General features: G+C 77.8%; 23 protein-coding genes. 11 read left to right on the top strand and 12 right to left on the bottom strand.

The features are described from left to right. Both WA616_RS21380 and WA616_RS21385 read right to left on the bottom strand, forming a co-directional pair. A partial coding sequence (locus WA616_RS21380) for a PP2C family protein-serine/threonine phosphatase (protein WP_336033027.1) occupies positions 1 to 1,284 on the bottom strand: 1,284 nt, incomplete at its 3' end. A gap of 29 nt (positions 1,285 to 1,313) precedes the next feature. Then, positions 1,314 to 1,562, bottom strand: coding sequence for a hypothetical protein (locus tag WA616_RS21385; protein ID WP_336033028.1), 249 nt, complete (start codon positions 1,560 to 1,562; stop codon positions 1,314 to 1,316). Positions 1,563 to 1,602: 40 nt separating this feature from the next. Here WA616_RS21385 and WA616_RS21390 point away from each other — a divergent pair, with 40 nt between their 5' ends. The 5 genes from WA616_RS21390 to WA616_RS21410 all read left to right on the top strand — a co-directional run bounded on the left by WA616_RS21390 (position 1,603) and on the right by WA616_RS21410 (position 5,857). Next, positions 1,603 to 2,244 carry a hypothetical protein gene (locus WA616_RS21390; RefSeq protein WP_336033030.1) on the top strand — a complete coding sequence of 214 codons (642 nt, stop codon included), beginning with the start codon at positions 1,603 to 1,605 and terminating at the stop codon, positions 2,242 to 2,244. Between the two features lie 168 nt (positions 2,245 to 2,412). Continuing rightward, the gene (locus tag WA616_RS21395) at positions 2,413 to 2,682 is read left to right on the top strand and encodes a hypothetical protein (RefSeq protein ID WP_336033031.1); all 270 of its coding nucleotides are present in this window, start codon (positions 2,413 to 2,415) and stop codon (positions 2,680 to 2,682) included. Between the two features lie 120 nt (positions 2,683 to 2,802). Then, a complete protein-coding gene (locus WA616_RS21400) occupies positions 2,803 to 3,978 on the top strand; it encodes a hypothetical protein (RefSeq protein ID WP_336033032.1) in 1,176 nt (391 codons plus the stop codon). A gap of 26 nt (positions 3,979 to 4,004) precedes the next feature. Continuing rightward, positions 4,005 to 5,213 (top strand): sensor histidine kinase, encoded by a 1,209-nt coding sequence (locus tag WA616_RS21405; RefSeq protein WP_336033034.1) that lies wholly within the window; start codon positions 4,005 to 4,007, stop codon positions 5,211 to 5,213. After that, positions 5,210 to 5,857, top strand: a complete 648-nt coding sequence (locus WA616_RS21410) for a response regulator transcription factor (protein ID WP_336033036.1) — start codon at positions 5,210 to 5,212, stop codon at positions 5,855 to 5,857. Before WA616_RS21405 ends, WA616_RS21410 begins: the two co-directional genes overlap by 4 nt. On the opposite strand, the gene cydC is transcribed toward WA616_RS21410, so the two are convergent. From cydC to WA616_RS21425, 3 genes are read right to left on the bottom strand one after another with little or no spacing between them, the layout of a single operon-like run. Next, positions 5,850 to 9,272 carry a thiol reductant ABC exporter subunit CydC gene (gene cydC, locus WA616_RS21415; RefSeq protein ID WP_336033037.1) on the bottom strand — a complete coding sequence of 1,141 codons (3,423 nt, stop codon included), beginning with the start codon at positions 9,270 to 9,272 and terminating at the stop codon, positions 5,850 to 5,852. The two genes, WA616_RS21410 and cydC, sit on opposite strands and share 8 nt — an antisense overlap. Then, entirely contained in the window at positions 9,272 to 10,291 is a 1,020-nt protein-coding gene (gene cydB, locus WA616_RS21420) for a cytochrome d ubiquinol oxidase subunit II (protein ID WP_336033038.1), read from the bottom strand. The genes cydC and cydB overlap by 1 nt, the downstream gene beginning before the upstream one ends. Positions 10,292 to 10,303: 12 nt before the next feature. Then, positions 10,304 to 11,872, bottom strand: a complete 1,569-nt coding sequence (locus WA616_RS21425) for a cytochrome ubiquinol oxidase subunit I (RefSeq protein WP_336033039.1) — start codon at positions 11,870 to 11,872, stop codon at positions 10,304 to 10,306. A gap of 172 nt (positions 11,873 to 12,044) precedes the next feature. On the opposite strand from WA616_RS21425, the gene WA616_RS21430 reads away from it, so the two are divergent. Further along, positions 12,045 to 12,407 carry a BlaI/MecI/CopY family transcriptional regulator gene (locus WA616_RS21430; protein WP_073420396.1) on the top strand — a complete coding sequence of 121 codons (363 nt, stop codon included), beginning with the start codon at positions 12,045 to 12,047 and terminating at the stop codon, positions 12,405 to 12,407. A 15-nt stretch (positions 12,408 to 12,422) separates the two neighbouring features. After that, a complete protein-coding gene (locus WA616_RS21435; RefSeq protein WP_073420395.1) occupies positions 12,423 to 13,352 on the top strand; it encodes a M56 family metallopeptidase in 930 nt (309 codons plus the stop codon). A 64-nt stretch (positions 13,353 to 13,416) separates the two neighbouring features. On the opposite strand, the gene WA616_RS21440 is transcribed toward WA616_RS21435, so the two are convergent. From WA616_RS21440 to WA616_RS21465, 6 genes are all read right to left on the bottom strand, one after another. Then, a complete protein-coding gene (locus WA616_RS21440) occupies positions 13,417 to 15,639 on the bottom strand; it encodes a heavy metal translocating P-type ATPase (RefSeq protein ID WP_336033260.1) in 2,223 nt (740 codons plus the stop codon). A 29-nt stretch (positions 15,640 to 15,668) separates the two neighbouring features. Then, entirely contained in the window at positions 15,669 to 16,556 is an 888-nt protein-coding gene (locus tag WA616_RS21445) for a hypothetical protein (protein WP_336033043.1), read from the bottom strand. 26 nt (positions 16,557 to 16,582) lie between these two features. Beyond that, complete coding sequence (locus tag WA616_RS21450; RefSeq protein WP_336033044.1) at positions 16,583 to 16,792, bottom strand: heavy-metal-associated domain-containing protein; 210 nt, start codon at positions 16,790 to 16,792, stop codon at positions 16,583 to 16,585. Positions 16,793 to 16,816: 24 nt separating this feature from the next. Continuing rightward, complete coding sequence (locus WA616_RS21455; RefSeq protein WP_175562854.1) at positions 16,817 to 17,125, bottom strand: metal-sensing transcriptional repressor; 309 nt, start codon at positions 17,123 to 17,125, stop codon at positions 16,817 to 16,819. A gap of 32 nt (positions 17,126 to 17,157) precedes the next feature. After that, a complete protein-coding gene (locus WA616_RS21460) occupies positions 17,158 to 17,595 on the bottom strand; it encodes a MerR family transcriptional regulator (RefSeq protein ID WP_336033047.1) in 438 nt (145 codons plus the stop codon). A gap of 68 nt (positions 17,596 to 17,663) precedes the next feature. Further along, complete coding sequence (locus tag WA616_RS21465; RefSeq protein WP_336033048.1) at positions 17,664 to 18,158, bottom strand: Hsp20/alpha crystallin family protein; 495 nt, start codon at positions 18,156 to 18,158, stop codon at positions 17,664 to 17,666. Between the two features lie 159 nt (positions 18,159 to 18,317). Here WA616_RS21465 and WA616_RS21470 point away from each other — a divergent pair, with 159 nt between their 5' ends. From WA616_RS21470 to WA616_RS21485, 4 genes are all read left to right on the top strand, one after another. Beyond that, positions 18,318 to 18,767 carry an STAS domain-containing protein gene (locus tag WA616_RS21470; protein ID WP_336033050.1) on the top strand — a complete coding sequence of 150 codons (450 nt, stop codon included), beginning with the start codon at positions 18,318 to 18,320 and terminating at the stop codon, positions 18,765 to 18,767. A 59-nt stretch (positions 18,768 to 18,826) separates the two neighbouring features. Further along, on the top strand, positions 18,827 to 20,095 hold the full coding sequence (locus tag WA616_RS21475; RefSeq protein ID WP_336033052.1) for a YibE/F family protein: 1,269 nt from the start codon (positions 18,827 to 18,829) through the stop codon (positions 20,093 to 20,095). A 68-nt stretch (positions 20,096 to 20,163) separates the two neighbouring features. After that, on the top strand, positions 20,164 to 20,772 hold the full coding sequence (locus WA616_RS21480; RefSeq protein ID WP_336033054.1) for a class I SAM-dependent methyltransferase: 609 nt from the start codon (positions 20,164 to 20,166) through the stop codon (positions 20,770 to 20,772). Next, positions 20,762 to 21,091: a TraR/DksA family transcriptional regulator gene (locus tag WA616_RS21485; protein WP_073420388.1), complete on the top strand. Its 330-nt coding sequence runs from the start codon at positions 20,762 to 20,764 to the stop codon at positions 21,089 to 21,091. The genes WA616_RS21480 and WA616_RS21485 overlap by 11 nt, the downstream gene beginning before the upstream one ends. Here WA616_RS21485 and yczE read toward each other — a convergent pair. Continuing rightward, the gene (gene yczE, locus WA616_RS21490) at positions 21,075 to 21,716 is read right to left on the bottom strand and encodes a membrane protein YczE (RefSeq protein ID WP_336033056.1); all 642 of its coding nucleotides are present in this window, start codon (positions 21,714 to 21,716) and stop codon (positions 21,075 to 21,077) included. The genes WA616_RS21485 and yczE overlap by 17 nt on opposite strands. Positions 21,717 to 21,865 lie beyond the last annotated feature (149 nt).

Consider the following 21,865-nt stretch of genomic DNA (forward strand, 5'->3'; position numbering starts at 1 on the left):
GCTGCCGGACCCCGTGGGCGAGGCCTCGGGGATGTCGGGGGCCAGCTCGTCGTCGCGCGGCGGCGCCTTCCACTCGACCAGCAGCAGCGAGGCATCGTCGCTCGTGCGCCCCGCCCGGGCGGCCTTCAGCGCGTGCGACAGCCGGCGCACCGTCTCCGGCGCCGACACGCCCTCGGCCGACGTCCGCTCCAGCAGCTCGCGCAGCCGGTCCTCGCCGAACTGCTCGCCGTCGTCGAGCCGCTCCTCGACGACGCCGTCGGTGAAGAACAGGACCCGGTCGCCGGGCTCGAGGGTGACGGAGTGCTCATCGGAGGCCCCACCGCCGTAGCCGATCGGGCGGGTCGGCCGGCCGGTGAGCTCGCCGATCACGTGCCCGTCGCGCACCCACAGCGCGGGTGGGTGCCCGGCGTTGACCCAGCAGAGCTGTCCGGTGTCGGTGTCGAGCCGGGCGATCTGGCCGGTGGCGAACCGGCCGGGGAAGGTCTCGGCGACGACGCCGTCCATCTCGGCGTAGGTGCCGGTCAGCGGCAGGTCGCGGCGCCGGGCGTGCCGGTAGGCGGCCAGCACGAGGGTGGCCATGGACGCCGCGACGAGGCCGTGGCCCATCGCGTCGAAGACGGCCAGGTGCAGGACGTGCTCGTCGAGGGCGTAGTCGAAGCTGTCGCCGCCCACCTCGTAGGCGGGCTCGAGGATGCCCGCGAGGTCGACGTCCGGGGTGGTCATCGACAGCGGCGGCAGGCTCTCCCACTGCAGCTGCGCGGCCAGCTCCATCGGCTGCCGCTCGCGGACCCGGGCGAAGGTGTCGGTGTAGTGGTCCTTGGTGACCAGCAGGTCGGCGACGAGCCCGGCGACGCGCTGGGCGAGCCGGCGGTCGGCGGCGGTGGGGTCGTGCAGCACCAGCGACAGGACGCCGACCCGGTCGGAGCCGTCGAGCATCGGCAGGTGCAGCCGGACCCGGCCGCCGCCCAGCGGCTCGTCGACCGTCTCGTCACGGGCGAAGGCGGCGCCGGCCGGGCTGCCGTCGATCGGCACGGGCGCGCCGGACAGCCCCGGCCCGGTCAGCGGGTGCAGGTCCACCTGGTCGACGTCCTGCAGGAGGATCGCGACCTCCTCGATCCCGGCGTGGGCCAGTTCCTGGGCCACCAGCGGGCCGACCAGGCGGGGCGGGATCAGGTGCGCCCGGTCGAGCAGGGAGCCGAGCAGCCGCTCGCCCACGCTCTCGACCGCCGGGTACCTCCCCTCGGGGTCACCGAACGCGCGGTACGCGTCGTCCCCGGTCGCCACGGGTGGTCGGTTGCACGGACCGCGCCGTCCTAAACCCCGGGGCGGCGCCGCAGCCGGGCCGCCCACCGGCGGCGGGCGGGCACGGGCACGGGGCCGGGCGGACCGTCGTCCGGACCGTCCCCGGGCTCCGGGTCGACGGCGGCCGCGGCGGCGTGCCGCTCGTGCAGCCGGGTGCGCACCTCGTCGGGCGTGTGCGCCCGCCGCTGCCGCTCGCCGCGCACCAGCACCGCGCCGGTGGCGGCGACGCCGGCGAGGCCGGCCAGACCGAGCAGCTTCAACGCTCGCGAGGAGGGACGCACGGTCGCCTAACGTAGCCGCGTGACCCCGCCCCGCGCGCTCCCGCTCGACGAGGCGGTCGAGCTCACCCGCACCGGCGACGTCTGGGTGTTCCGCGGCGCGTCGGTGGCCGACCGGGCGATCCGGGCGCTGACCAACGCGCCGGTCAACCACGTCGGCATGGCCGTCGTCCTGGAGGACCTGCCGCCGCTGCTGTGGCACGCCGAGCTCGGCCGGTCGCTGCCCGACGCGTGGACCGGGAAGCACCAGCGCGGCGTGCAGCTGCACGACCTGCGCGACGCCGTCGTCACCTGGCGGCAGCGCTACGGGCAGCGCGCCTGGCTGCGCCAGCTGGTCGGCCCGGCCGACGACGGCGGCGTGACCCGCGAGATGGAGGACGCCGTCCTGCGCACCGTCGCCCGCTTCGACGGCCGGCCCTTCCCGACGACGCCGGGGCTGGTGCGCGGCTGGGTCAACGGGCGCCTGCGCCGGGGCACCGCCGCGGAGACGGTGTTCTGCGCCGAGCTGGTGGCCGCCACCTACACCGCGATGGGCCTCCTGCCCGCCGACCGCCCGCGCAACTGGTACGACCCGGGCAGCTTCTGGTCCGGCGACGACCTGCGGCTGCTGCGGGGCGCCACGCTCGGGCCCGAGATCCCGGTCGACGTCCCCGCCGCCGGCTGACCGCTCCCTCCGGCCGGGCCGTCCCCAGCGGGGTCGTCCCGGGCCGGGTCGTGCTCTGCACGCACCCGTGTGCAGAGCACGACCGTGCTCCGGTCGGTGCCCCGGGAACCGTCGGACCCCCGGCGTAGGAAGGGCGCAGAGCACGGGGACCCGCCCAGGAGGCCCGACATGGTCACCACCACCCTCCCGACCCGCCCGCTCGCACCCGCGCCCGCCCGGTCGCGCACCGGCGACGACGTCCTCGCCGTCGCGTGGGCGCCCGGCGCCGCGCCGCCCCGGGAGGTCCGCGTCCGGCCCGAGGTGCTCGAGCGCCTGCGCACCGTCCCCGACGCCGCCGGCCGGCCGCTGCTCGGTGACCCGGCCGGCGTGCCCGTCGTCGTCGACCCGGCGCTGCCGCGGCACCCCGGCTTCGAGGTCCGGCGGGTGCCCCCGCGCTGAGGCCGCGCTCCCCTCCGGCGGGGAGCGGGATCCCCTGCGCGGGGGAGCACCCGGGCAGCGCGCGTCCCGAGGCTGGACGGCGTCCGCCCGGGAGCCCCGGGCCGTCCCCGGGAGGTCCCCGTGCCCGCCACCGCGTCCCCGCCCCTGGTCCCCGCCGCCCGCACCGGCGGGCCGCCGCGTGCCCTGCTGCTGGCCGCCGCGGCGTGGAGCGTCCTGCACCTGGCCCTCGGCCTGCGGTGGGTGCTCGACCCCGGGAGCCGCCCCGGCCTCGACGGCGACGGCGAGAACGGCGGCGCCGGCCTGCTGACCGTCCTGCCCCCGGACCTCACCGCCTGGCTGGTGCTGGGCCTCGCCGCCGGCGGGCTGGCCGCGACGGCGGTCGCCGCGCGAGGACGCCCGTCGGCCGGCGCCGCGGCCCTGGCCCTCGCCGTCGCCGGCGGGCTCGCCGCGCTCACCGCCGACCTGCGGGTCCTGGTGCTGCTCGGCTACCTGTGCGCGATCGTGGCCCCGGCCGGCTTCCTCGTCGTGTTCACGATCGGCGCCGTGCGCAGCCGGCGGGCGCGGCCGTGGCTGCTCGCCGTCGCCGGCGTGGTGGCCGCGGGCCTGCTCAGCGGCGTGCTCGACCCCGACAGCGTCGCCCGGCTCGCCGGCGAGCTGCGCGACCCGCTCGCCCGCGAGCTGGCCTCGCGCGGGCACCTCGCCCTGCTGCTCGGCGGCACGGTGCTCCTCGCCTGGCTCGGCGTGCGGGTGCTCCGCGCCGCCCGCGGGGTCTGCGGCACCTGCGGGCGCCCCGGCCCGGCCTGGACCCGGCCGGAGGCCGCGGCGCGCTGGGGGCGCGTCGCGACGCTGGTCGCCGCCGCCTGCCCGCTGCCCTACGGCCTGCTGCGGATGACCTGGCTGACGCCGTGGGGCGTGGGCCTGCCCGACGGCGCGGACCCGGCGCTGCGGCTGTTCGGGCTGGCGCTCGGCGTCGCGGCGCTCGGCGGCGCGGTGGCCACCCTCGGACTGATCCGGCCGTGGGGCGAGGTCTGGCCGTCCTGGGTGCCGGTGCTGCGCGGCCGGCCGGTGCCGGTGCGGGTGCCGGTGCTCGCCGGCGGCACCGTCGCGGTCGTCCTGCTCGCGTCGGGCCCGTCCATGCTGGCCATCGGCATCGCCGGGCTCGGCTCGGGCGACCCGGTCGAGGCATCGTTCCTGCTGCTGTTCCCCACCCTGCTCTGGGGGCTCGCGCTGGGGCTGGCGGTCCTCGCCCACGCCCTGCGCCGGCGGGGGACCTGCCCGGTCTGCGGCGTCCGGTGAGCCGCCCGGCCTGCCAGGATGGCGCCGTGGTGCGCGTCCACCCCTCACCGGCGCTGCGCAGGTCGCTGCACCGCTGGGTGTACCTGCTCCTCGGCGGGGCGCTGGCCCTCGCCGTCGGTGTCGTCCTGGCCTGGCCGGCCCAGCTCCTGCTCACCGCGGGCCTGCCGGGGCCGCTCGCGGTCCTCCTGGCCCTCGTCGTCGTGGCCGTCCCGGTGGCGGCGCTCGGCGCCCTGGCCGAGTCCCGCTCCGTCGAGGGCGTGGCGGTCGGGGCGCTGCTCACCGGCCGCGCCGACGACCGGGTGGGCCCCTCGGGATCGGCGGCGCAGCGGGCCCGCACCGCCGTCCTCGTGGTCGGGCACGTCCTGGCCGGCGGGCTCGCCGGCGCCCTGCTCGTGGTCGGGCTGCCGACGGCGGTCGTGCTGGCCGCCGCCCCGGACGACCCGCTCCTCGACGGTCTGCCGGTGCCCGGCGACCCCGCGCTGCGCCTGGCGGCGGCCGTGGCGCTGGCCGTCGCCGCCGTCGTCGCGGGGGACCTGCTCGGCCGCGGGCTGGCCGTCCTCGCGCCGCGGCTGCTGGCCGGCTCCACCGCCGAGCGGCTGGCGGCGGCCGAGGCGGCGGTGGCCGTGCTCGCCGGCCGCGACCGGCTGGCCCGCGAGCTGCACGACAGCGTGGGCCACTCGCTGAGCCTGGTCAGCGTGCAGGCCGGCGCCGCCCGCCGGCTGATGACCCGCGACCCGGCCGCGGCCGAGGCGGCGATCCGGGCGACCGAGGACGCCGCGCGGCGGGCGCTGGTCGACCTCGACCACGTGCTCGGCCTGCTGCGCGAGGACGCCGACGGCCCGGCCGCGCCCGCGCCCGACCTGCGCGACCTCGACGCGCTGCTGGCCACCGCCCGCGACGCCGGCGTCCGGGTGGACGTGTCCGTCGGCGGCGAGCCGGGCGCGCTGCCCGCGGTGGTCTCCCGCGCCGGCTACCGGATCGTGCAGGAGGGGCTGACCAACGTGCTGCGGCACGCGCCCGGCGCGGCCTGCCGGCTCGAGGTCGACGCCGGCGCGGACCTGACGCTGCGGCTCGTGGACACGACGCCCGGCTCCGTGCCCGGCGCGACCGGCGGCGGCCGCGGGCTGCGCGGGGTGCGCGAGCGGGTGCGCGACCTGCGCGGCACGGTCACGGCCGGCCCCGACGACGACGGGCGGTTCGTGCTCGACGTCCGGCTGCCGGTGCACGCGCGGTGAGCACCGTCCGCGTCGCGCTGGTCGACGACGAGCCGCTGATCCGCAGCGGGCTGGCCGCCGTGATCGGCGCCGAGCCCGACCTGGAGGTGGTCGGCCAGGCCGGCGACGGGTCGGAGGTGCTCGACCTGGTGGGCCGCACCGCGCCGGACGTCGTCCTCATGGACGTGCGCATGCCCGGGCTCGACGGCATCGCCGCCACCCGGGCGCTGGTGCGGGCCGGCTCGGCGGCGCGGGTGCTCGTCCTCACCACGTTCGCCAACGACGCCTCGATCGTCGACGCGCTCGCCGCGGGCGCCGACGGGTTCCTGCTCAAGCGGTCGACGCCGGAGGAGGTGCTGCACGGCATCCGCACGGTGGCCCGCGGCGAGTCGCTGCTGTTCCCCGACGCGGTGCGCCGGCTGGTGCGGCGGCAGGCGGGCGCGCCCGACCCGGCGGTCGTGCCGGGGCTGTCCCGGCTCACCGCGCGGGAGGCCGAGGTGCTGCGGCTGGTGGCCGACGGCCGCAGCAACGCCGAGATCGCCGCCGCGCTCGTCGTCGGGGTGGAGACGGTGCGCAGCCACGTGGCCGCGGTGCTGGCCAAGACCGGCGCCCGCGACCGCACCCAAGCGGTGGTGCTGGCCTACCGCTCGGGCTTCGTCAGCTGACCGGCACCGGGGCGGTCGCGCCGAGCCGCAGCACCGTGTCGCCGGGCCGCTCGACGGCGTCGTCGTGGGTCACGCAGACGACCACCCGGCCGGCCAGGGCGCGGCGCAGGTCGGCCACCAGCGCGGCGGCGGTCGGCGGGTCGAGGTGCGCGGTGGGCTCGTCGAGCAGCACGACGTCGCGGTCGGCCAGCAGCGCGCGGGCCGCGGCCAGCCGCCGCCGCTCGCCACCGGACAGCGCGGTGCCGCCGGCACCGACGGGGGTGTCGAGGCCGTCGGGCAGGCCGGCCACCAGCGGGCCGAGGCCGGCGGCGGCGAGCGCCCCGGTCATCCGCCGCTCGCCCTCGGGGCCGGTCAGTGCGCCGCGGGGCGCGGCCAGCGCGAGGTTGGCCCGGACGCTGGAGGCGAACACGTGGGACTCCTGCGGCAGCCAGGCCGTCCGCGAGCGCACCGCGTCGCCGGTCAGCCGGGCGGTGTCGGTGCCGCCGAGCGCGTAGCCGCCGGCCCGCGGGCGCAGCGCGGCGAGCAGCACCGCGAGGAGCGTCGACTTGCCGGCGCCCGACGGGCCGCGCACGACCAGCCAGCCGCCGTCCGCGGAGGCCCGCGCGGACAGGTCCCGCAGCACGTCCGGGCCGCCCGGCCAGCCGGCGGTGAGGCCGGTGACGGCGAGGTCGCGCACCGGCGCCGGGGCGGGCAGCGGGTCGGCCGGGTCGGCGGGCACCGGGGCGGTGAGGACGGCGTCGAGCCGGGCGCGGGCGTCGGCGAGCGCACCGCGCCGCTGCAGCGCCGAGACCAGGCCGGTCAGCGGCTCGGCCAGCGCGAGCGGGGCGAGGCCGAGCACCGCGACCAGCGGGCCGGTCACCCCGGTGGCGGCACCGGCCGCGGTGGCCAGCACGGCGGCCAGGCCGGTGCCGAGCACCACCAGGCCGGTGCCGAGTGCGCCGGCCCGCTCGCCGGTGGCCGCGACGGCCGAGCGCCGGCCCGCGACCGCGGCCAGGTCGGCGGCGGTGGCGGCGGCCAGGCCGTGCGCGCGGAGGTCGGGTGCGCCCTCGAGCGCGGTGGTGACGTCGCGCAGCGCGGCCACCCGCAGCGCACCCTCGGCCCGGGCGGCGCCGGCGTCGACCCGCCGGTGCACGGCCAGCACGCCGGCGACGGTGAGCGCCAGGACGACGGCGACGGCGCCCGCGGCGGCGGGGGACAGCACCGCGAGCACGGCGACGGTGAGCGCCGGGACGGTGACCGCCACCAGCGCCGGCGGCACCACGCGCACCGAGAGGTCCTGCACCAGGCCGACGTCGCCGACCACCCGGGCCAGTGCGCTGCCCGGCGTCCGGTCGGCGGCCACGCCCTGCGCGGCCAGCGCCCGCCAGACCCGCACCCGCAGGTCGGCGGCCATGCGGAGGGCGGCGTCGTGGGCGGTGAGCCGCTCGGTCCAGCGCAGCAGCGCCCGGCCGAGCCCGGAGGCGCGCACGCCGACGATCGCGACGAGCAGCGTGAGCACCGGCGGCATCTCCGCGGCGCGCACGATCAGCCAGCCGGACAGCGCGGTGAGCGCGACGCCGGCGCCGGCCGAGGCGGTGCCCGCGGCGACGGCGCGCAGCAGGGCTCGCCGCGGCCAGCCCAGTGCGGTGGTGGCTACGGCGGTGGTGGCGGCTGCGGCGGTGGTGGCTGCCGGCGGGGAGGCGCCCACCTCGGCGACGTGGTCGCCTCCGGCCGCCGGTGATGACGAGACCGCCGATGTGGCGGGGAGGACGGGGGCGCCGGGCAGCGTGACCGTGCGGTCGGCGAGCGCGGCCAGCGCCGGGTCGTGGGTGACCAGCAGGACGGTCACCGTGCCCCGCAGGCCGGCCAGCACGGCGGCCACGCGGGCGGCTGCGGCGTCGTCGAGGTGTGCGGTCGGCTCGTCGAGCAGCAGCAGCCGGGCGCCGCGACGGACGCGGACCAGCGCCCGGGCCAGCGCCACGCGCTGCAGCTCGCCGGGGGACAGGGTGGTGCAGTCGCGGCCGGCCAGCGCGGTGGCGCCGACCCGGTCCAGCGCCTCCACGACGAAGGCCTCGGCGACGACGGCGTCCACGCCCGGTGCCGGCGCGGCGTGCCGGCGCAGCTCGTCGGCCACGGTCGGCGCCGTCGTCCGCGGGTGCTGCGGCACCAGCGCGACGCCGCCGGCCGGGACGCCGGTCACGGTGCCGGCGACCTCCGCGGCCGGGTCGAGGGCGCCGGTCAGCGCGGCCAGCAGCGTCGACTTGCCCGAGCCGCTGGCGCCGCGCAGCACGACGAGCTCGCCGGGCCGCAGCGCCAGGTCGGTCGGCGGCAGGGCGGGCACCGCGCGGCCGGGGTGGCGCACCGTGAGCCCGGTGACGGCGACGTCGGCGCCGCGCGGGTCGCCGTCGCCGGCCGCGCCCTCCGCCGGGGCCGGGGCGGCGAGCACCGCGCGGGCCTCGGCGGCGGCGAGGGTGGCGGCCTCGCCGGCGTGGTGGGCGGTGCCGAGCGCGCGCAGCGGCGCGAAGGCCTCGGGCGCGAGCAGCAGCGCGGTGAGCCCGACGGCGAGGCCGAGGTCGCCGTGCACCAGGCGCAGGCCGACGGTCACCGCGACCAGTGCCACCGACAGCGTGGCGATCAGCTCCAGCACCAGCGCGGAGAGGAAGGCCAGCCGCAGCGTCGCCAGCGTGCGGCGGCGGGAGGCCTCGCCGAGCTCGGCGAGCGCGGCGACCTGCTCGGCGGCGCGGCCGAGGCCGACGAGCACGGGCAGGCCGCGGACCAGCTCGGCGACGTGCGCGGCGAGCCGGTCGAGGGCGCGGGCGGCGTCGGTGGTGCCGTCGCGGGTCGCGAGGCCGACCAGCGCCATGAACAGCGGCACGAGCGGCAGGGTGACCGCGACCAGGCCCGCCGACAGCAGGTCGGTGGCGGCGAGGACGACCAGCAGCACCGGCGGGACGACGGCGGCCTGCGCCAGCGCGGGGAGGTAGCCGGCCAGGCCCGGCGCGAGGTCCGCGAGCCGGGTGGTGGCGAGCACCGCGGCCGGCGCCGGGCCGCCGGCGGCGGTCACCGCGGCCGGGGAGGCGGCCAGCCGGTCGAGCAGGGCGCGGCGCAGCGCGTCCTCGGCGCGGCGGGCGTCGCGGGCGGCGGCCCGCTCGCCGAGGGTGCCGGCGACCGCGCGCAGCACCGCGCCGGTGGCGGCCAGCGCGAGCGGCCCGGTCAGCGCGCCGTCGGCGAACCCCGCGGCGCGGGCGAGGGCGTGCGCGAGGCCGGCGGCGAGCAGGACCAGCCCCGCCGTCGACCCCAGGGCCGCGGCGGCCGCCCGCGCCAGGGCGCCGGGCACGCCCGGCACCCCGGCCAGCGGCGCGAGCGGCCCCCGGGCCGCGCCCGCCGCGCGCGGGCGGCGGGCCCGGGAGGGGCCCTCGTCGCGCGAGCGGCCCATCAGGCGGCCACCGGGTCCGCGGCGTCGTCGTGCTGGGGCTCGGCGGTGAGGCGCCGGCGGAACACCCAGTACGTCCACGTCTGGTAGGCCAGCACCACCGGCAGACCGACCGCGGCCACCCACGTCATGATGCCCAGCGTGTAGTCGCTGACCGAGGCCTGCGCGACGGTGAGGTCGAAGGCCGGGTCGACGGTCGAGGGGACGACCACCGGGAAGGCGGCGCCGAACAGGGTCGCCGCGGAGGCCAGCAGCACGGTGGCCCACCCGGCGAAGGCCTGTCCCTCGCGGTCGAGGCGCACCCGGGTCCAGGTGACGACGACGGCCAGCGCGGCGACCAGCCACAGCACGCCGGTGACCACGGTGCCCGAGCGCAGGTGCACCAGCCCGGCCCACGCCAGCAGCGGCAGCGCGCCCACCGGCGCGGAGCGGAGCGCGAACGCGCGCGCCCGCAGCCGCAGCGGGCCGTCGGTCTTGAGCGCGAGGAACAGCGCGCCGTGCACCAGTGAGTACGCGACGACGGCGACCGCGCCGAGCAGCGAGGACCAGCCGAGGCCGGCGAACGCGCCGCCCACCCGGGTGCCGTCGCCGTCGATCGGCAGCCCCAGCGTGGTGGCGCCGAGCGCGGCGCCGATGCCGGCCGCGGCCACCAGCGAGCCGCCGGTGATGACGCGCGTCCAGGTCGCGTCCCAGCGCGGGTCGTGCGACTGGTGCCGCCACTCGAAGGCCACCGCACGCACGATCAGGCCGAGCAGCACCACGACGAAGGGCAGGTAGAGCGCCGGCAGCCAGGTGGCGTACCAGCCGGGGAAGGCGGCGAACACCGCGCCGACGGCGGTGACCAGCCAGACCTCGTTGCCGTCCCAGACAGGGCCGATGGTGCGCAGCATGAGGTGCCGGTCGGCGGTGCGGCGGCCGAGCACCGGCAGCAGCGCCGCGACGCCGAAGTCGAAGCCCTCGAGCAGCAGGAAGCCGGTCCACAGCACCGCGACGGCGGCGAACCACAGGGTCTGCAGGTCCATGGGAGGGAGCTCCTAGTAGGCGAAGGAGAGGACGTCGTCGTCGGACCGCGGGCCGCCGTCGGGACGGTCGTCGTCGTCCCGGGACGAGCTGCCCACGGCGGGCGGCGTCGGGGTGGTGTCGCCGGTGGTCACGCCCCGGCGGACGAGCCGGGTGAGCAGGACCAGCTCGACGACGGCGAGCGCGCCGTAGAGGACGCCGAGGCTGACCAGCGAGGTCCAGACCTCCGCGGTGGTGACGCCGGGGGAGACGGCCTGGGCGGTGAAGAAGTACACCTGCTCGCCGACCGGGACGTCCGGGTTCGGGTAGACGACGAAGGGCTGGCGGCCCATCTCGGTGAACACCCAGCCGGCCGCGTTGGCCACGAAGGGCGCGCCGACGGCGAGCAGCGAGCCGTACACGCCGACCCGTGAGGTCGGCACCCGGCCGCCGCGGGTCGACCAGAGCGCGTAGGCCGCGACACCGGCCGACACCGCGCCCATGCCGATCATGAGCCGGAAGCTCCAGTAGGTGACCGCCAGCACCGGGGTGTAGTCGATCTCCTCGCCGGCGCGCTCGCCGAACGACGGGTCGTCGGGGTAGGTCTCGCCGTAGACGTCGGCGTACTGCTCCTGCAGCTCGTTGACCCCGGGGACGGCGGTCTCGAAGTCGCTGTGGGCGAGGAAGGAGAGCAGGCCGGGGACGGTCCAGCTGTGCACGTCGTCGCACTCGTTGGAGCCGAGCTTGGCCCAGGCGAAGATCGAGAACGGGGCCGGGGCCTCGGTCTCGCAGAGCGCCTCGGCGGAGCTCATCTTGAGCGGCTGCTGCTGGTACATGAGCTTGCCCTGCCAGTCGCCGGTGACGGCGACGAGGACGAACGCGGCCAGCGACACGAAGCCACCCACCCGCACCGAGCGGCGCCACACCGAGTGGTCGACGTCGGTCGTCGGTGCCTCGGCCAGCTTGCGCTTGCGCAGCTGGTAGAGGCCGACGCCGACGAGCAGGGCACCCGCGACCATGAGCGCGGCGACGATCGCGTGGCTGAACGCGGCCAGCGCCGTGTTGTTGGTGAGGACGGCGAGGAAGTCGACGTGCTGCGGCCGGCCGTCGGGGCCGACGGTGACGCCGACCGGGTGCTGCATCCACGAGTTGGCCGCGATGATGAAGTACGCGCTGACGATCGAGCCGATGACCGCCGCCCACAGCGCGGCGAGGTGCAGCCGCTTCGGGATGCGGCCCCAGCCGAAGATCCACAGGCCGAGGAAGGTCGACTCGAGGAAGAAGGCGAGCAGCGCCTCCATCGCCAGCAGCGAGCCGAAGACGTCGCCGACGAAGCGCGAGTACTCGCTCCAGGCGAGGCCGAACTGGAACTCCTGCACGAGGCCGGTGGCCACGCCGAGCACGAAGTTGACCAGGTAGACCTTGCCCCAGAAGCGGGTCATCCGGAGCCACTCGGGCCTGCTCGTGCGCACCCACATGGTGTGCATGACGGCGACCAGGATCCCGAGACCGATGGTCAGCGGGACCATGAGGAAGTGGTAGACGGTGGTGATGCCGAACTGCCAGCGGGCGACGTCCAACGTGTCCAGGGCCAGGAGGTCCACGGGGCCTGCTCCTCACGCCGGCTCGACCCTCGTGCCGACACCTCCTTTCTACGCCTCGTAGAACTGCCTTTCTACGTCTCGTAGAACGCGTCGAAGTGAGGTGCGCGACAGGGTCCGTGCGCCCGCCCGGCTCCGCGTTCTACGCTGGGTAGAAACGAGGAGGGGAGGCGTCGTGGCGTCGCTGGGTGACCTGGAGCGGACGGTCATGGACGTGCTGTGGGCGGCCGACGGGCCGGTCGCGGCGGCCGAGCTGCGCGACGCGCTCGCCGACCGCGAGCTGGCGCTCACCACCGTGCACACGGTGCTGTCGCGGCTGGAGGCCAAGGGCTTCGTCGAGCACGACGAGGCGCGGCCGCGCCGGTTCCGCCCGCGCGCCACGCGCGAGCAGCACGCCGCCGAGCTCATGCACGAGGTGCTCGGCGCGTCCGCCGACCGGCAGGCCGTGCTCGCCCGCTTCGTCGGCGGGGTCGACCCGGAGGAGGCCCGCCTGCTGCGCGCGCTGCTGGACGGCACGGCGCCGGGCGCCGCCCGCTGACCCGCCACCGCTGACGTGCTGCCCGCGACCGCCGCGGCGCTGGCGGTCCTGGCGGCCCTGCTGGCCTGGCCGGTGCCGGCGCTGCTCGGCCGCGCCCGCTGGCCGCGGCGCGACCCGCTCGTGGCGCTGGTCTGCTGGCAGGCGATCGGGCTGGCCGGTGGCCTGTCGATCATCGGCGCGCTGCTCGTGCACGGCCTGGCGCCCTGGGGACACTCGCTGCCCGAGGCCGGGTGGGCGGTGCTGCGCGGGCACCCCGCCGTCGACCCCGTCCGCGGCGACCACTGGGTCACCCTGACCCTCGCCGCCGTCCTGGCGGCCGAGCTGCTCGGCGTCCTCGCGCTGTCCTGGGCGCGCACCGCCCGCACCCGCCGCCGGCACCGCGAGCTGCTCGAGCTGGTGGTGCGGCCCTCGCCCGCCGCGCCCGACGCCCGGCTGCTCGAGCACCCGGCGCCGGTCGCCTTCTGCATCCCCGGCGCCCGCCCGCTGCTGGTGCTCTCCTCGGGCATGGTCGCCGAGCTCGACGACGACCAGCTCGCCGCCGTCGTCGCGCACGAGCGGGCGCACCTGGCCGAGCACCACCACCTCTACCTGCTGCCGTTCGTGGCGTGGGAGGCGGCGCTGCCGGTGCTGCCCGCGGCCGCCCGCGCGCACGCCGCGGTGCGGGAGCTCGTGGAGATGCGCGCCGACGACCGGGCGCTCGCCTCGCTGCGCGGCCCCGACCCGCGGCGCACCCTGGCCCAGGCGATCGTGGTCGCCGCCGGGGGAGCGGGCGGCGGGGTGCCCAGCGGCGCGCTGTCGGTGGCCGGCGGCGCGCTCGGCGCCCGGGTGCTGCGGCTGGTCGACCCGCCGGCGCCGCTGCCCGCCGCGGCCCGCGCCGCCGCCCTGCTGTGCGCGGGCCTGCTCCTGCTCGTCCCGACGGTCCTGCTCCTGCTCCCCGCCCTCTGAGGGGCCTCAGTAGCGCTCTCGGCCCCCTCCGAGGGGGCCGAGAGCGCTACGAGGGCCGCTCGGGTCAGTCGGGGACGGCGGACGTCGCGTTGCCCGGCAGCGGCGCGAACCGCCGCAGCCGCAGGCTGTTGGTGACGACGAACACCGAGCTCAGCGCCATCGCGGCGCCGGCGATCATCGGGTTGAGCAGCCCGGCCATCGCCAGCGGGATCGCCGCGACGTTGTAGGCGAACGCCCAGAACAGGTTGCCCTTGATGACCGCGAGCGTGCGGCGGGCCAGCCGGACGGCGTCGGCGGCGGCGCGCAGGTCGCCGCGCACGAGGGTGAGGTCGCTGGCCTGGATGGCGACGTCGGTGCCGGTGCCCATCGCGAGCCCCAGGTCGGCCTGGGCGAGCGCCGCGGCGTCGTTCACGCCGTCGCCGACCATCGCCACCGTCCGCCCCTGCGCCTGCAGCCGCCGGACGGCGTCGACCTTGTCCTGCGGCAGCACCTCGGCCACCACGTCGTCGATGCCCACCTCCGCCGCGACCGCGCGGGCGGCCGCCGACGAGTCGCCGGTGAGCAGCACCGGCCGCAGCCCGAGGTCGCGGAACTGCCGCACGGCGGTCGCCGACGTCGGCTTGACGGTGTCGGCGACGACCAGCACGCCGCGCACCGCGCCGTCCCAGCCGACGGCGACGGCGGTGCGCCCGGCGGCGTCGGCCTGCTGCACCGCGGCGGCCAGCTCCGGCGGCAGCGCGCCGACGAGCGCGGGCCGCCCGACGACGACCGCCGTCCCCTCCACGGTGCCGCGCACGCCGAGGCCGGCCTCGTTCGCGAAGTCGGTGACGGCCGGCAGGGCGCCGAGCCGCTCGCGGGCGGCGGTGGCGACGGCCGCGGCGATCGGGTGCTCGGAGGCGTCCTCGAGCGCGCCGGCCCGGCGGAGCACCTCGGCGTCGTCCTCGCCGTGGGCGGCGGCGACGTCGACCAGGCTCATCCGGCCGGTGGTCACCGTGCCGGTCTTGTCGAGCACCACGGTGTCGACCCGGCGGGTGGACTCGAGCACCTCCGGCCCGCGGACCAGGATGCCGAGCTGCGCGCCGCGGCCGGTGCCGACCATGAGCGCGGTCGGCGTGGCCAGCCCGAGCGCGCAGGGGCAGGCGATGATCAGCACGGCGACGGTGGCGGGGAACGCCCCGGCGAGGCCCGCGCCGGTGCCCAGCCAGAAGCCGAGCGTGGCCAGCGCCAGGGCCAGCACGACGGGCACGAAGACCGCCGACACCCGGTCGGCGAGCCGCTGCACCTGCGCCTTGCCGTGCTGCGCCTCCTCGACCAGGCGGGCCATCTGCGCGAGCTGGGTGTCCGCGCCGACCCGGGTGGCCCGCACGACCAGCCGCCCGCCGGCGTTCACGGTGGCGCCGACGACGGCGTCGCCCGGGCCGACCTCCACCGGCACCGGCTCGCCGGTGAGCATCGAGGCGTCGACGGCCGAGGAGCCCTCGACCACCTCGCCGTCGGTGGCCACCCGCTCGCCGGGGCGGACGACGAACAGGTCGCCGACGCCGAGCGCGTCCACCGGCACCCGCTGCTCGGCGCCGCCGCGCAGCACCGACACGTCACGGGCGCCCATCTCCAGCAGGGCGCGCAGCGCCGAGCCCGCCCGCCGCTTGGCGCGCGCCTCGGCGTACCGGCCGGCCAGCAGGAAGGTCATCACCCCGGCGGCGGCCTCGAGGTAGACGTCACCCGCGCCGTCGGTGCGCGACACCGCGAAGCTGAACGGGTGCGTCATGCCGGGCTCGCCGGCGGTGCCGAGGAACAGCGCGTACAGCGACCAGCCGAGCGCGGCGAGGGTGCCGAGGGAGACCAGGGTGTCCATGGTCGCCGAGCCGTGCCGCAGGTTGGTCCAGGCGGCGCGGTGGAACGGCCAGCCGCCCCACGCGACCACCGGGGCGGCGAGGGTGAGCGAGGCCCACTGCCAGTACTCGAACTGCAGCGCCGGGACCATCCCGAGCAGCACGACCGGCAGGCTCAGGACGGCGGAGACCAGCAGCCGCTGGCGCAGCCCCGCGTCCGGTCGAAGGACCCCGTCCCCCTCACCCCTCGCAGGCTCGGGGCGAGCCTCTGGACGGGGCCGGACGGGTTGGGCGGTGTAGCCGGCCTTCTCCACGGCGGCGACGAGGTCCTCGGGGACGACGCCGTCGGCGTAGTCGACCCGCGCCTTCTCCGTGGCGTAGTTGACGGTGGCGGTGACGCCGTCGAGGCGGTTCAGCTTGCGCTCGATGCGGTTCGCGCACGAGGCGCAGGTCATCCCGCCGATCGAGAGCTCGACCGAGCTGGTCACGGGGTGCTCCTGGCGGTGGCGGTCACGGCGGCGGTGCGGACGACGTCGCCGTGCCGGAAGTCGAAGAACAGCCGGTGGTCCCCGGCCGCGGGCACCTCGACGGCGAACCGGACCTCCGCGCCGGAGGCCGCCGTCGGGTGGACGTGCAGGTAGCCGAGGTCGCCGGCGCGCAGCGCGACCAGGTGGCCGTTCGCGCCGAGGTACGGCTGGAGGTCGGTCACCGGGACGCCGTCGCGGGCGACGGTCACCACGACCTCCGACTCGCGTCCGGCGACGAGGTCGCCGGCGAGGGTGACGGTGTAGCCGTCGACCTCCGCGGTGGGTGAGGGCGCGGGCAGCGGCACCGGGTCGCTCGCGCCGCCGACGGCGAGGTCGGCGCCGAGGACGAGGCCCTCCCCGTGCGCGGTCGGCGTCGCGTCGGCGAGCACCCGCCACGAGCCCGGCGTCAGCGCGACCGGCGTCGTCCAGGTGCCGTCGGGCGACAGCTCCGGGTGCAGGTGCTGGTAGCCGGTGAGGTCCCGCCGGACGACGACGAGGTGCAGGTCCTGCTCGTGCACCGTGTCGTACGCGGTGACCGGCGCGCCGTCGGGCCCGAGCAGGCGGAACGACAGCGGGACGGCGTCGCCGGCGGGCAGGGCGTCGTCGGCGAGGTCGAGGGTGTGGCCCTCCGCGGAGACGGCGAGCCCGGCGGGGAGGTCGTGCCCCTCCGCCTCGGGCGCTGCGTCGTGCCCGCCCTCGGCGGACCCGTGCTCCCCGGCCGCCGCGTGCTCCTCCGCGGCGCCGGGGCGGTCGACCGGGCCGGCGAGCGCGCCGGCACCCCAGCCGGCGCCGAGGACGGCGGCCGCGACGCCCAGCGTCGCGGCGGCCCGGGTGGCGGTGCGCACGGCCCTCTCCCCTCGACGCGCCCGCGTCAGCGGGCGGCGACCTCGTAGCCGGCCTCCTCGACGGCGGCGCGCACGGCGGCGTCGTCGACGGGGGCGTCGCTGGTGACGGTCAGGCCGCCGCTGGCGAGGTCGACCTGCACCCCGGTGACGCCGGGGATCTCGCTGACCTCCTCGGTGACCGAGGCGACGCAGTGCTGGCAGGTCATGCCGGTGACGGTGTAGCTGGCGGTGCTCACGGGGGTCTCCTCGCGGGGGTGGGGTCAGGAACGGACGAGGCGGGCGATGGCGGCGGAGGCCTCGCGGACCTTCTCGTCGGCCTCGGGCCCGCCGGCGGCCACGGCCTCGGCGACGCAGTGGCCCAGGTGCTCCTCGAGCAGGCCGAGGGCGACCGACTGCAGGGCCGAGGTCACCGCGGACACCTGCGTGAGGATGTCGATGCAGTACTTCTCGTCCTCGACCATCCGCTGCAGGCCACGCACCTGTCCCTCGATGCGGCGCAGCCGCTTGAGGTGGTCGTCCTTGTGGTGGATGTAGCCGTGGACGCGACCGGGGCTCTGCTCGTCGGGCACGGCTGCCACAGTACCCTTACCCCCCAGGGGTGTCACGCGTCGTCGGTCGGGTCCTCCGGGCGCTCGTCGCGGAGGCGGGCGACGGCGTCGCGCAGCCGGTCGCCGTCGGCGCGGGCGTCGGCGAGCTGGTCCTGCAGGCCGACGATCACCTCGGCCGAGGCGAGCGGGTGGCCCTCGTCGAGCAGGCCGCGCAGGCGGGCGGCGAGGACGAGCTGGTGGCGGGAGTAGCGGCGGTGGCCGCCGGGGGAGCGGTGCGGCGACAGCGCGCCCGAGCCGTCGAGGCTGCGGAGGAAGGCGGCCTGCACGCCGAGGAGGGCGGCGGCCTGGCTCATGGTCAGCGCCGGGTAGTCCGGGTCGTCGAGCCGCCGGACGGCGTCCGCGGCCGAGGGGGCCGCGGGCACGGGAGCCGTGGCGCCTGCCGGGTCCCCGGGCGCGCCGTCGTCGCGGCCCGGCCTGTCGCTGCTCGCCATGGGGACTCCTCGGGAACGGCACGGGGCCGGGCCCCCGCGGGCCCGGCCCCGTGTGCGGGACGCGCCGGTCAGCTCTCGACGGCGCGCTGCTCGCGCCCGGCCGACTCGTGCTCGATGGTGCGGCCCTCCACCGCGGCCGGCACGTCGGCCCGGGTCACGGTGATCTTGCGGGCCCGCGCCTTCTCGGCCACCGGGATGCTCACGGTGAGCACGCCGTCGTGGTAGCTCGCCTCGAGCCGGTCGGTGTCGAGGCTGCGGCCGAGGACCAGCTGCCGCGTGTAGGAGCCGTACGGGCGCTCGGCGACGGCCCACTCGGCGTTCTCCAGCTGCGGCACCGAGCGCTCGGCGGTCACGGTGAGCGTGGTGCCCTCGATCGACAGGTCGATCGAGCCGGGGTCGACGCCGGGCAGGTCGAAGTGGGCGACGAACTTGTCGCCGACCCGGTAGGCGTCCATCGGCATGCCCGACAGGGCGCGGGCGGGGCCGGTGCGGCCGGCGAGCTGGTCCAGCGCGCGGAAGGCGGCGGACGTGGCGGCGAACGGGTCGTAGGCGGTCAGCATCATGCTGGTGCACCTCCTGGGTCGTGCTGGTCGGTCGCTGCCGTGGGGTGAACCTCCAGCGGCGACTAAAGATTACCTCAACCGACGGCCGCTGTAAACATCTCTCCGCGCATGTCGTCCGCGTCGCGCATGGGATCGCGCGGCAACGGGCAGTGCCCGGGCATGGACGAGTCCGTACCGCCCAGCGAGGGGCACGCCGACGACGCCGCCGCCCCCGAGGTGACCGCCGCCCTCGACGGCGACGTCAGCCGTGTCACCGTCACCGGCGAGCTCACCGAGGCCGCCCGCCGGCCCCTGGTCCGCGCGGTCACCGACCAGCTGCTGTCGGTGCCCACGCTGTCCCGGCTGGAGCTGCACCTCGACCAGGTGACGTTCATGAACTCCGCCGGGATGGCCGTGCTGGTGCAGCTGCAGCGGATGACGCAGCCCCGGGCCGTCACCGTCGCCCTGGTCTCGCCGCCGGCCGCCGTCGCCCGGCCGCTGCAGCTGACCGGGCTGTGGCGCCGCTTCGAGGTGGTCGACGACGAGGCCGGCCCGGCCGACGCCGGGGGCTCCCCGGTGTCGGGCGCGCAGGCGCCGCGGCCCGACGGCCCCGACGGCCGCAGCGCCTGACCACTTGGCGCTCCTGTGTCGGGCGGTCCGGGGCGGGCCGCTGCTCCTAGCCTGACCGGGTGCCGCCCTCCTCCCACTCCCACGGCCCGGACCCCGACGCGCCGCCGCCGAGCGCGGAGACGCTCGCCCGGCGGCGCCGCGCCGTCTGGCTGATGCTGCTGCTGCTCGTCCCGGCGGCGCTGGCCACCGTGGTCGGGCTGTTCGTGCTCTGGCCGGGCGACGAGCCGACCCGCGCCCAGCAGGCGGCCGAGCAGTTCCTGCCGCCGGGCACCACCTACCCCGAGGGGCGGATCGTCTCGCTGCAGACGCTGTCGTGCGGGGAGACCGGCGGGGTGCAGGCCACGTGCGCGACCGCCGTCGTCGAGGTGCTCGACGGCGAGGGCACCGGGGAGTACCAGCAGGTCGACCTCGCCGCCGACGTCGTCGCGAACGGGATCGGCGAGGGCGACACCGTGGTGCTCACCCGCGACGCCGGCGCCGAGGGCAGCCCGGCCTACCAGTTCTTCGACTTCGAGCGGACGACGCCGATGCTCGTGCTCGGCGTCGCCTTCGCCGTCGTGGTCGCGGCGGTGGCCCGGCTGCGCGGGGTCGCGGCGCTGGTCGGGCTGGCCTTCGCCTTCCTCGTCCTGCTGCAGTTCGTCATGCCGGGCCTGCTGTCCGGGGACTCGCCGACGCTGGTCAGCCTCGTCGGCTCGGCGGCGATCATGTTCGTCGTCCTCTACCTGGCGCACGGCCTGTCGGCCCGGACGACGACGGCGCTCATCGGCACCCTGTTCGGCCTGGCGCTGGTCACCGGGCTCGGGGCGCTGGCGGTCGGCGTCGCCCGGCTCACCGGCCTCACCAGCGAGGAGACCGTCCAGCTGCAGACCTTCGACGCCGGCCTGAGCTTCTCCGGGCTCGTGATCGCCGGGACCGTCGTCGCCGGGCTCGGCGTGCTCAACGACGTCACGATCACCCAGGCCTCGGCCATCTGGCAGCTGCACGAGGTCGACCCGGCGATGGGCTCCCGCGAGCTGTACCGGCGCGGCATGGCCGTGGGCCGCGACCACATCGCCTCGACCGTCTACACGATCGTCTTCGCCTACGCCGGGGCCGCGCTGCCGCTGCTGCTCCTGTTCACCGTCTACTCGCAGCCGGCCGGGGTGATCCTCACCAGCTCGGCGATGGCCGAGGAGGTGGTCCGCACGCTGGTGGGTGCGATCGCGCTCGTCCTCGCCGTGCCGGTGACCACCGCGGTCGGCGCGTTCTTCGCCACCGCGGCCGGCACCGAGGCCGGGGCGGCCCCGGAGAAGCGGATGTCGGCACTGCGTGCGAGGTTCGCCCGATGAAGGACCCCACTCCCCCCCACCACTCGCAGGCTCGCGGCGGGTCCCTGCAGCGGGGCCGTTCCAGTCCCTTGCTGGCCGCCGCGGAGGCCGCCCCGGGCTTCATGCCCGACGACGAGGGCCGCGCCCTGTACGAGGCGGCGCGGTCGGTGGCCGTGCCGGGGCCGCTGCTGGAGATCGGCTCGTGGATGGGGAAGTCGGCGCTCTACCTCGCCGCGGCCGCCCGCGAGACCGGCCGGCAGGTGGTCACCGTCGACCACCACCGCGGCTCCGAGGAGCACCAGCCCGGCTGGGAGTACCACGACCCGTCGCTGGTCGACCCCGCCGTCGGCCGGATCGACACCCTCCCGCGGTTCCGCCGCACGATCGCCGACGCCGGTGCCGAGGACGTCGTCGTCGCCGTCGTGGCGCGCTCGGAGGTGCTCGCCCCGCTGTGGACGACGCCGCTCGCGCTGCTGTTCCTCGACGGCAGCCACACCGAGGAGTCCGCGCGCCGCGACCAGGACGCCTGGGTGGCGAAGCTCGCCGTCGGCGGCACGCTGGCGATCCACGACGTCTTCCCCGACCCCGCCGACGGCGGCCAGGCGCCCTTCGGCGTCTACACGCGGGTGCTCGCCTCCGGGGACTTCACCGAGCTGCCCGGCACGGGCTCGCTGCGGGTGCTGCGCCGTGAGCGCTGACGCGCTCGGCGCCGAGCGGGCGGCCGCGCAGGCGCAGATCGAGGCGCTGACCCGCCAGTTCGACGAGATCGTCGCCGCGTCACGGGCGTCCAACGCCGACGACGAGCACGACCCGGAGGGCGCCACGATCGCCTTCGAGCGCCAGCAGGTCGCGGCGCTGCTGGAGCAGGCACGCCGCCGGCTGGCCGACGTCGACGCCGCCGTCACCGCCGTCGAGTCCGGCACCTACGGCCGGTGCGAGACCTGCGGCTCGGCGATCGCGCCCGAGCGGCTGGCCGCCCGGCCCACCGCGCGCACCTGCATCAGCTGCGCGCGCTGACCGCCGGCCGCTCCGGCAGCCGCACCGACAGGCGGGGCAGCAGCACCTGGGTCAGCGGGCCGATGAGCAGGGCGTAGGCGACGGTCGCGACGCCGAGGGTGCCGCCGAGCAGCCAGCCGGTGGCCACGACGGTGGCCTCGATCGCGGTGCGCACGGCCCGCACCGACCCGCCGGTGCGCCGCACCAGCCCGGTCATCAGGCCGTCGCGCGGTCCGGGCCCGAGGTGCACGCCGACGTAGGCGGCCGTGGCGACGGCGTTGAGCGCGATGCCCGCCGCGGCGAACGCGACCTGCACGGCCAGGTGCGACGGCGCGGGCAGCACGGCGAGGGTGCCGTCGACGGCGACCCCGATGACGACGACGTTGCTGACGGTGCCCAGGCCCGGCCGCTCGCGCAGCGGCACCCAGGCCAGCAGGACCAGCGCGCCCACGACGGCGGTGACCAGCCCGAGCGACCAGCCCAGCCGGTGCGCGAGGCCCTGGTGCAGCACGTCCCACGGCGTGACCCCGAGCGAGGACCGCACCAGCAGGGCCATCGAGGCGCCGTAGAGCGCGAGGCCGGCGTAGAGCTGGACGAGGCGGCGCGGGAGGCGCGGGGGCCGGCGGACCGGGCGGGGCTGGAGCACGGCGTCCACCCTGCCGTGGGAGTGGCCCGGTCCCTGCGGGCCAATCGCCGGGATTGGCCTGGTCCCGCTCGGGGTCGGCCTCCCGAGATGCGCCCCGCGGTCGTCATCCGGCAGCGGATGACGACCACCGCCCGCATCTCGGCGCGGGA

This window comes from Geodermatophilus sp. FMUSA9-8 (assembly GCF_037034165.1).
In the GTDB taxonomy this organism is placed as follows: domain Bacteria; phylum Actinomycetota; class Actinomycetes; order Mycobacteriales; family Geodermatophilaceae; genus Geodermatophilus; species Geodermatophilus nigrescens.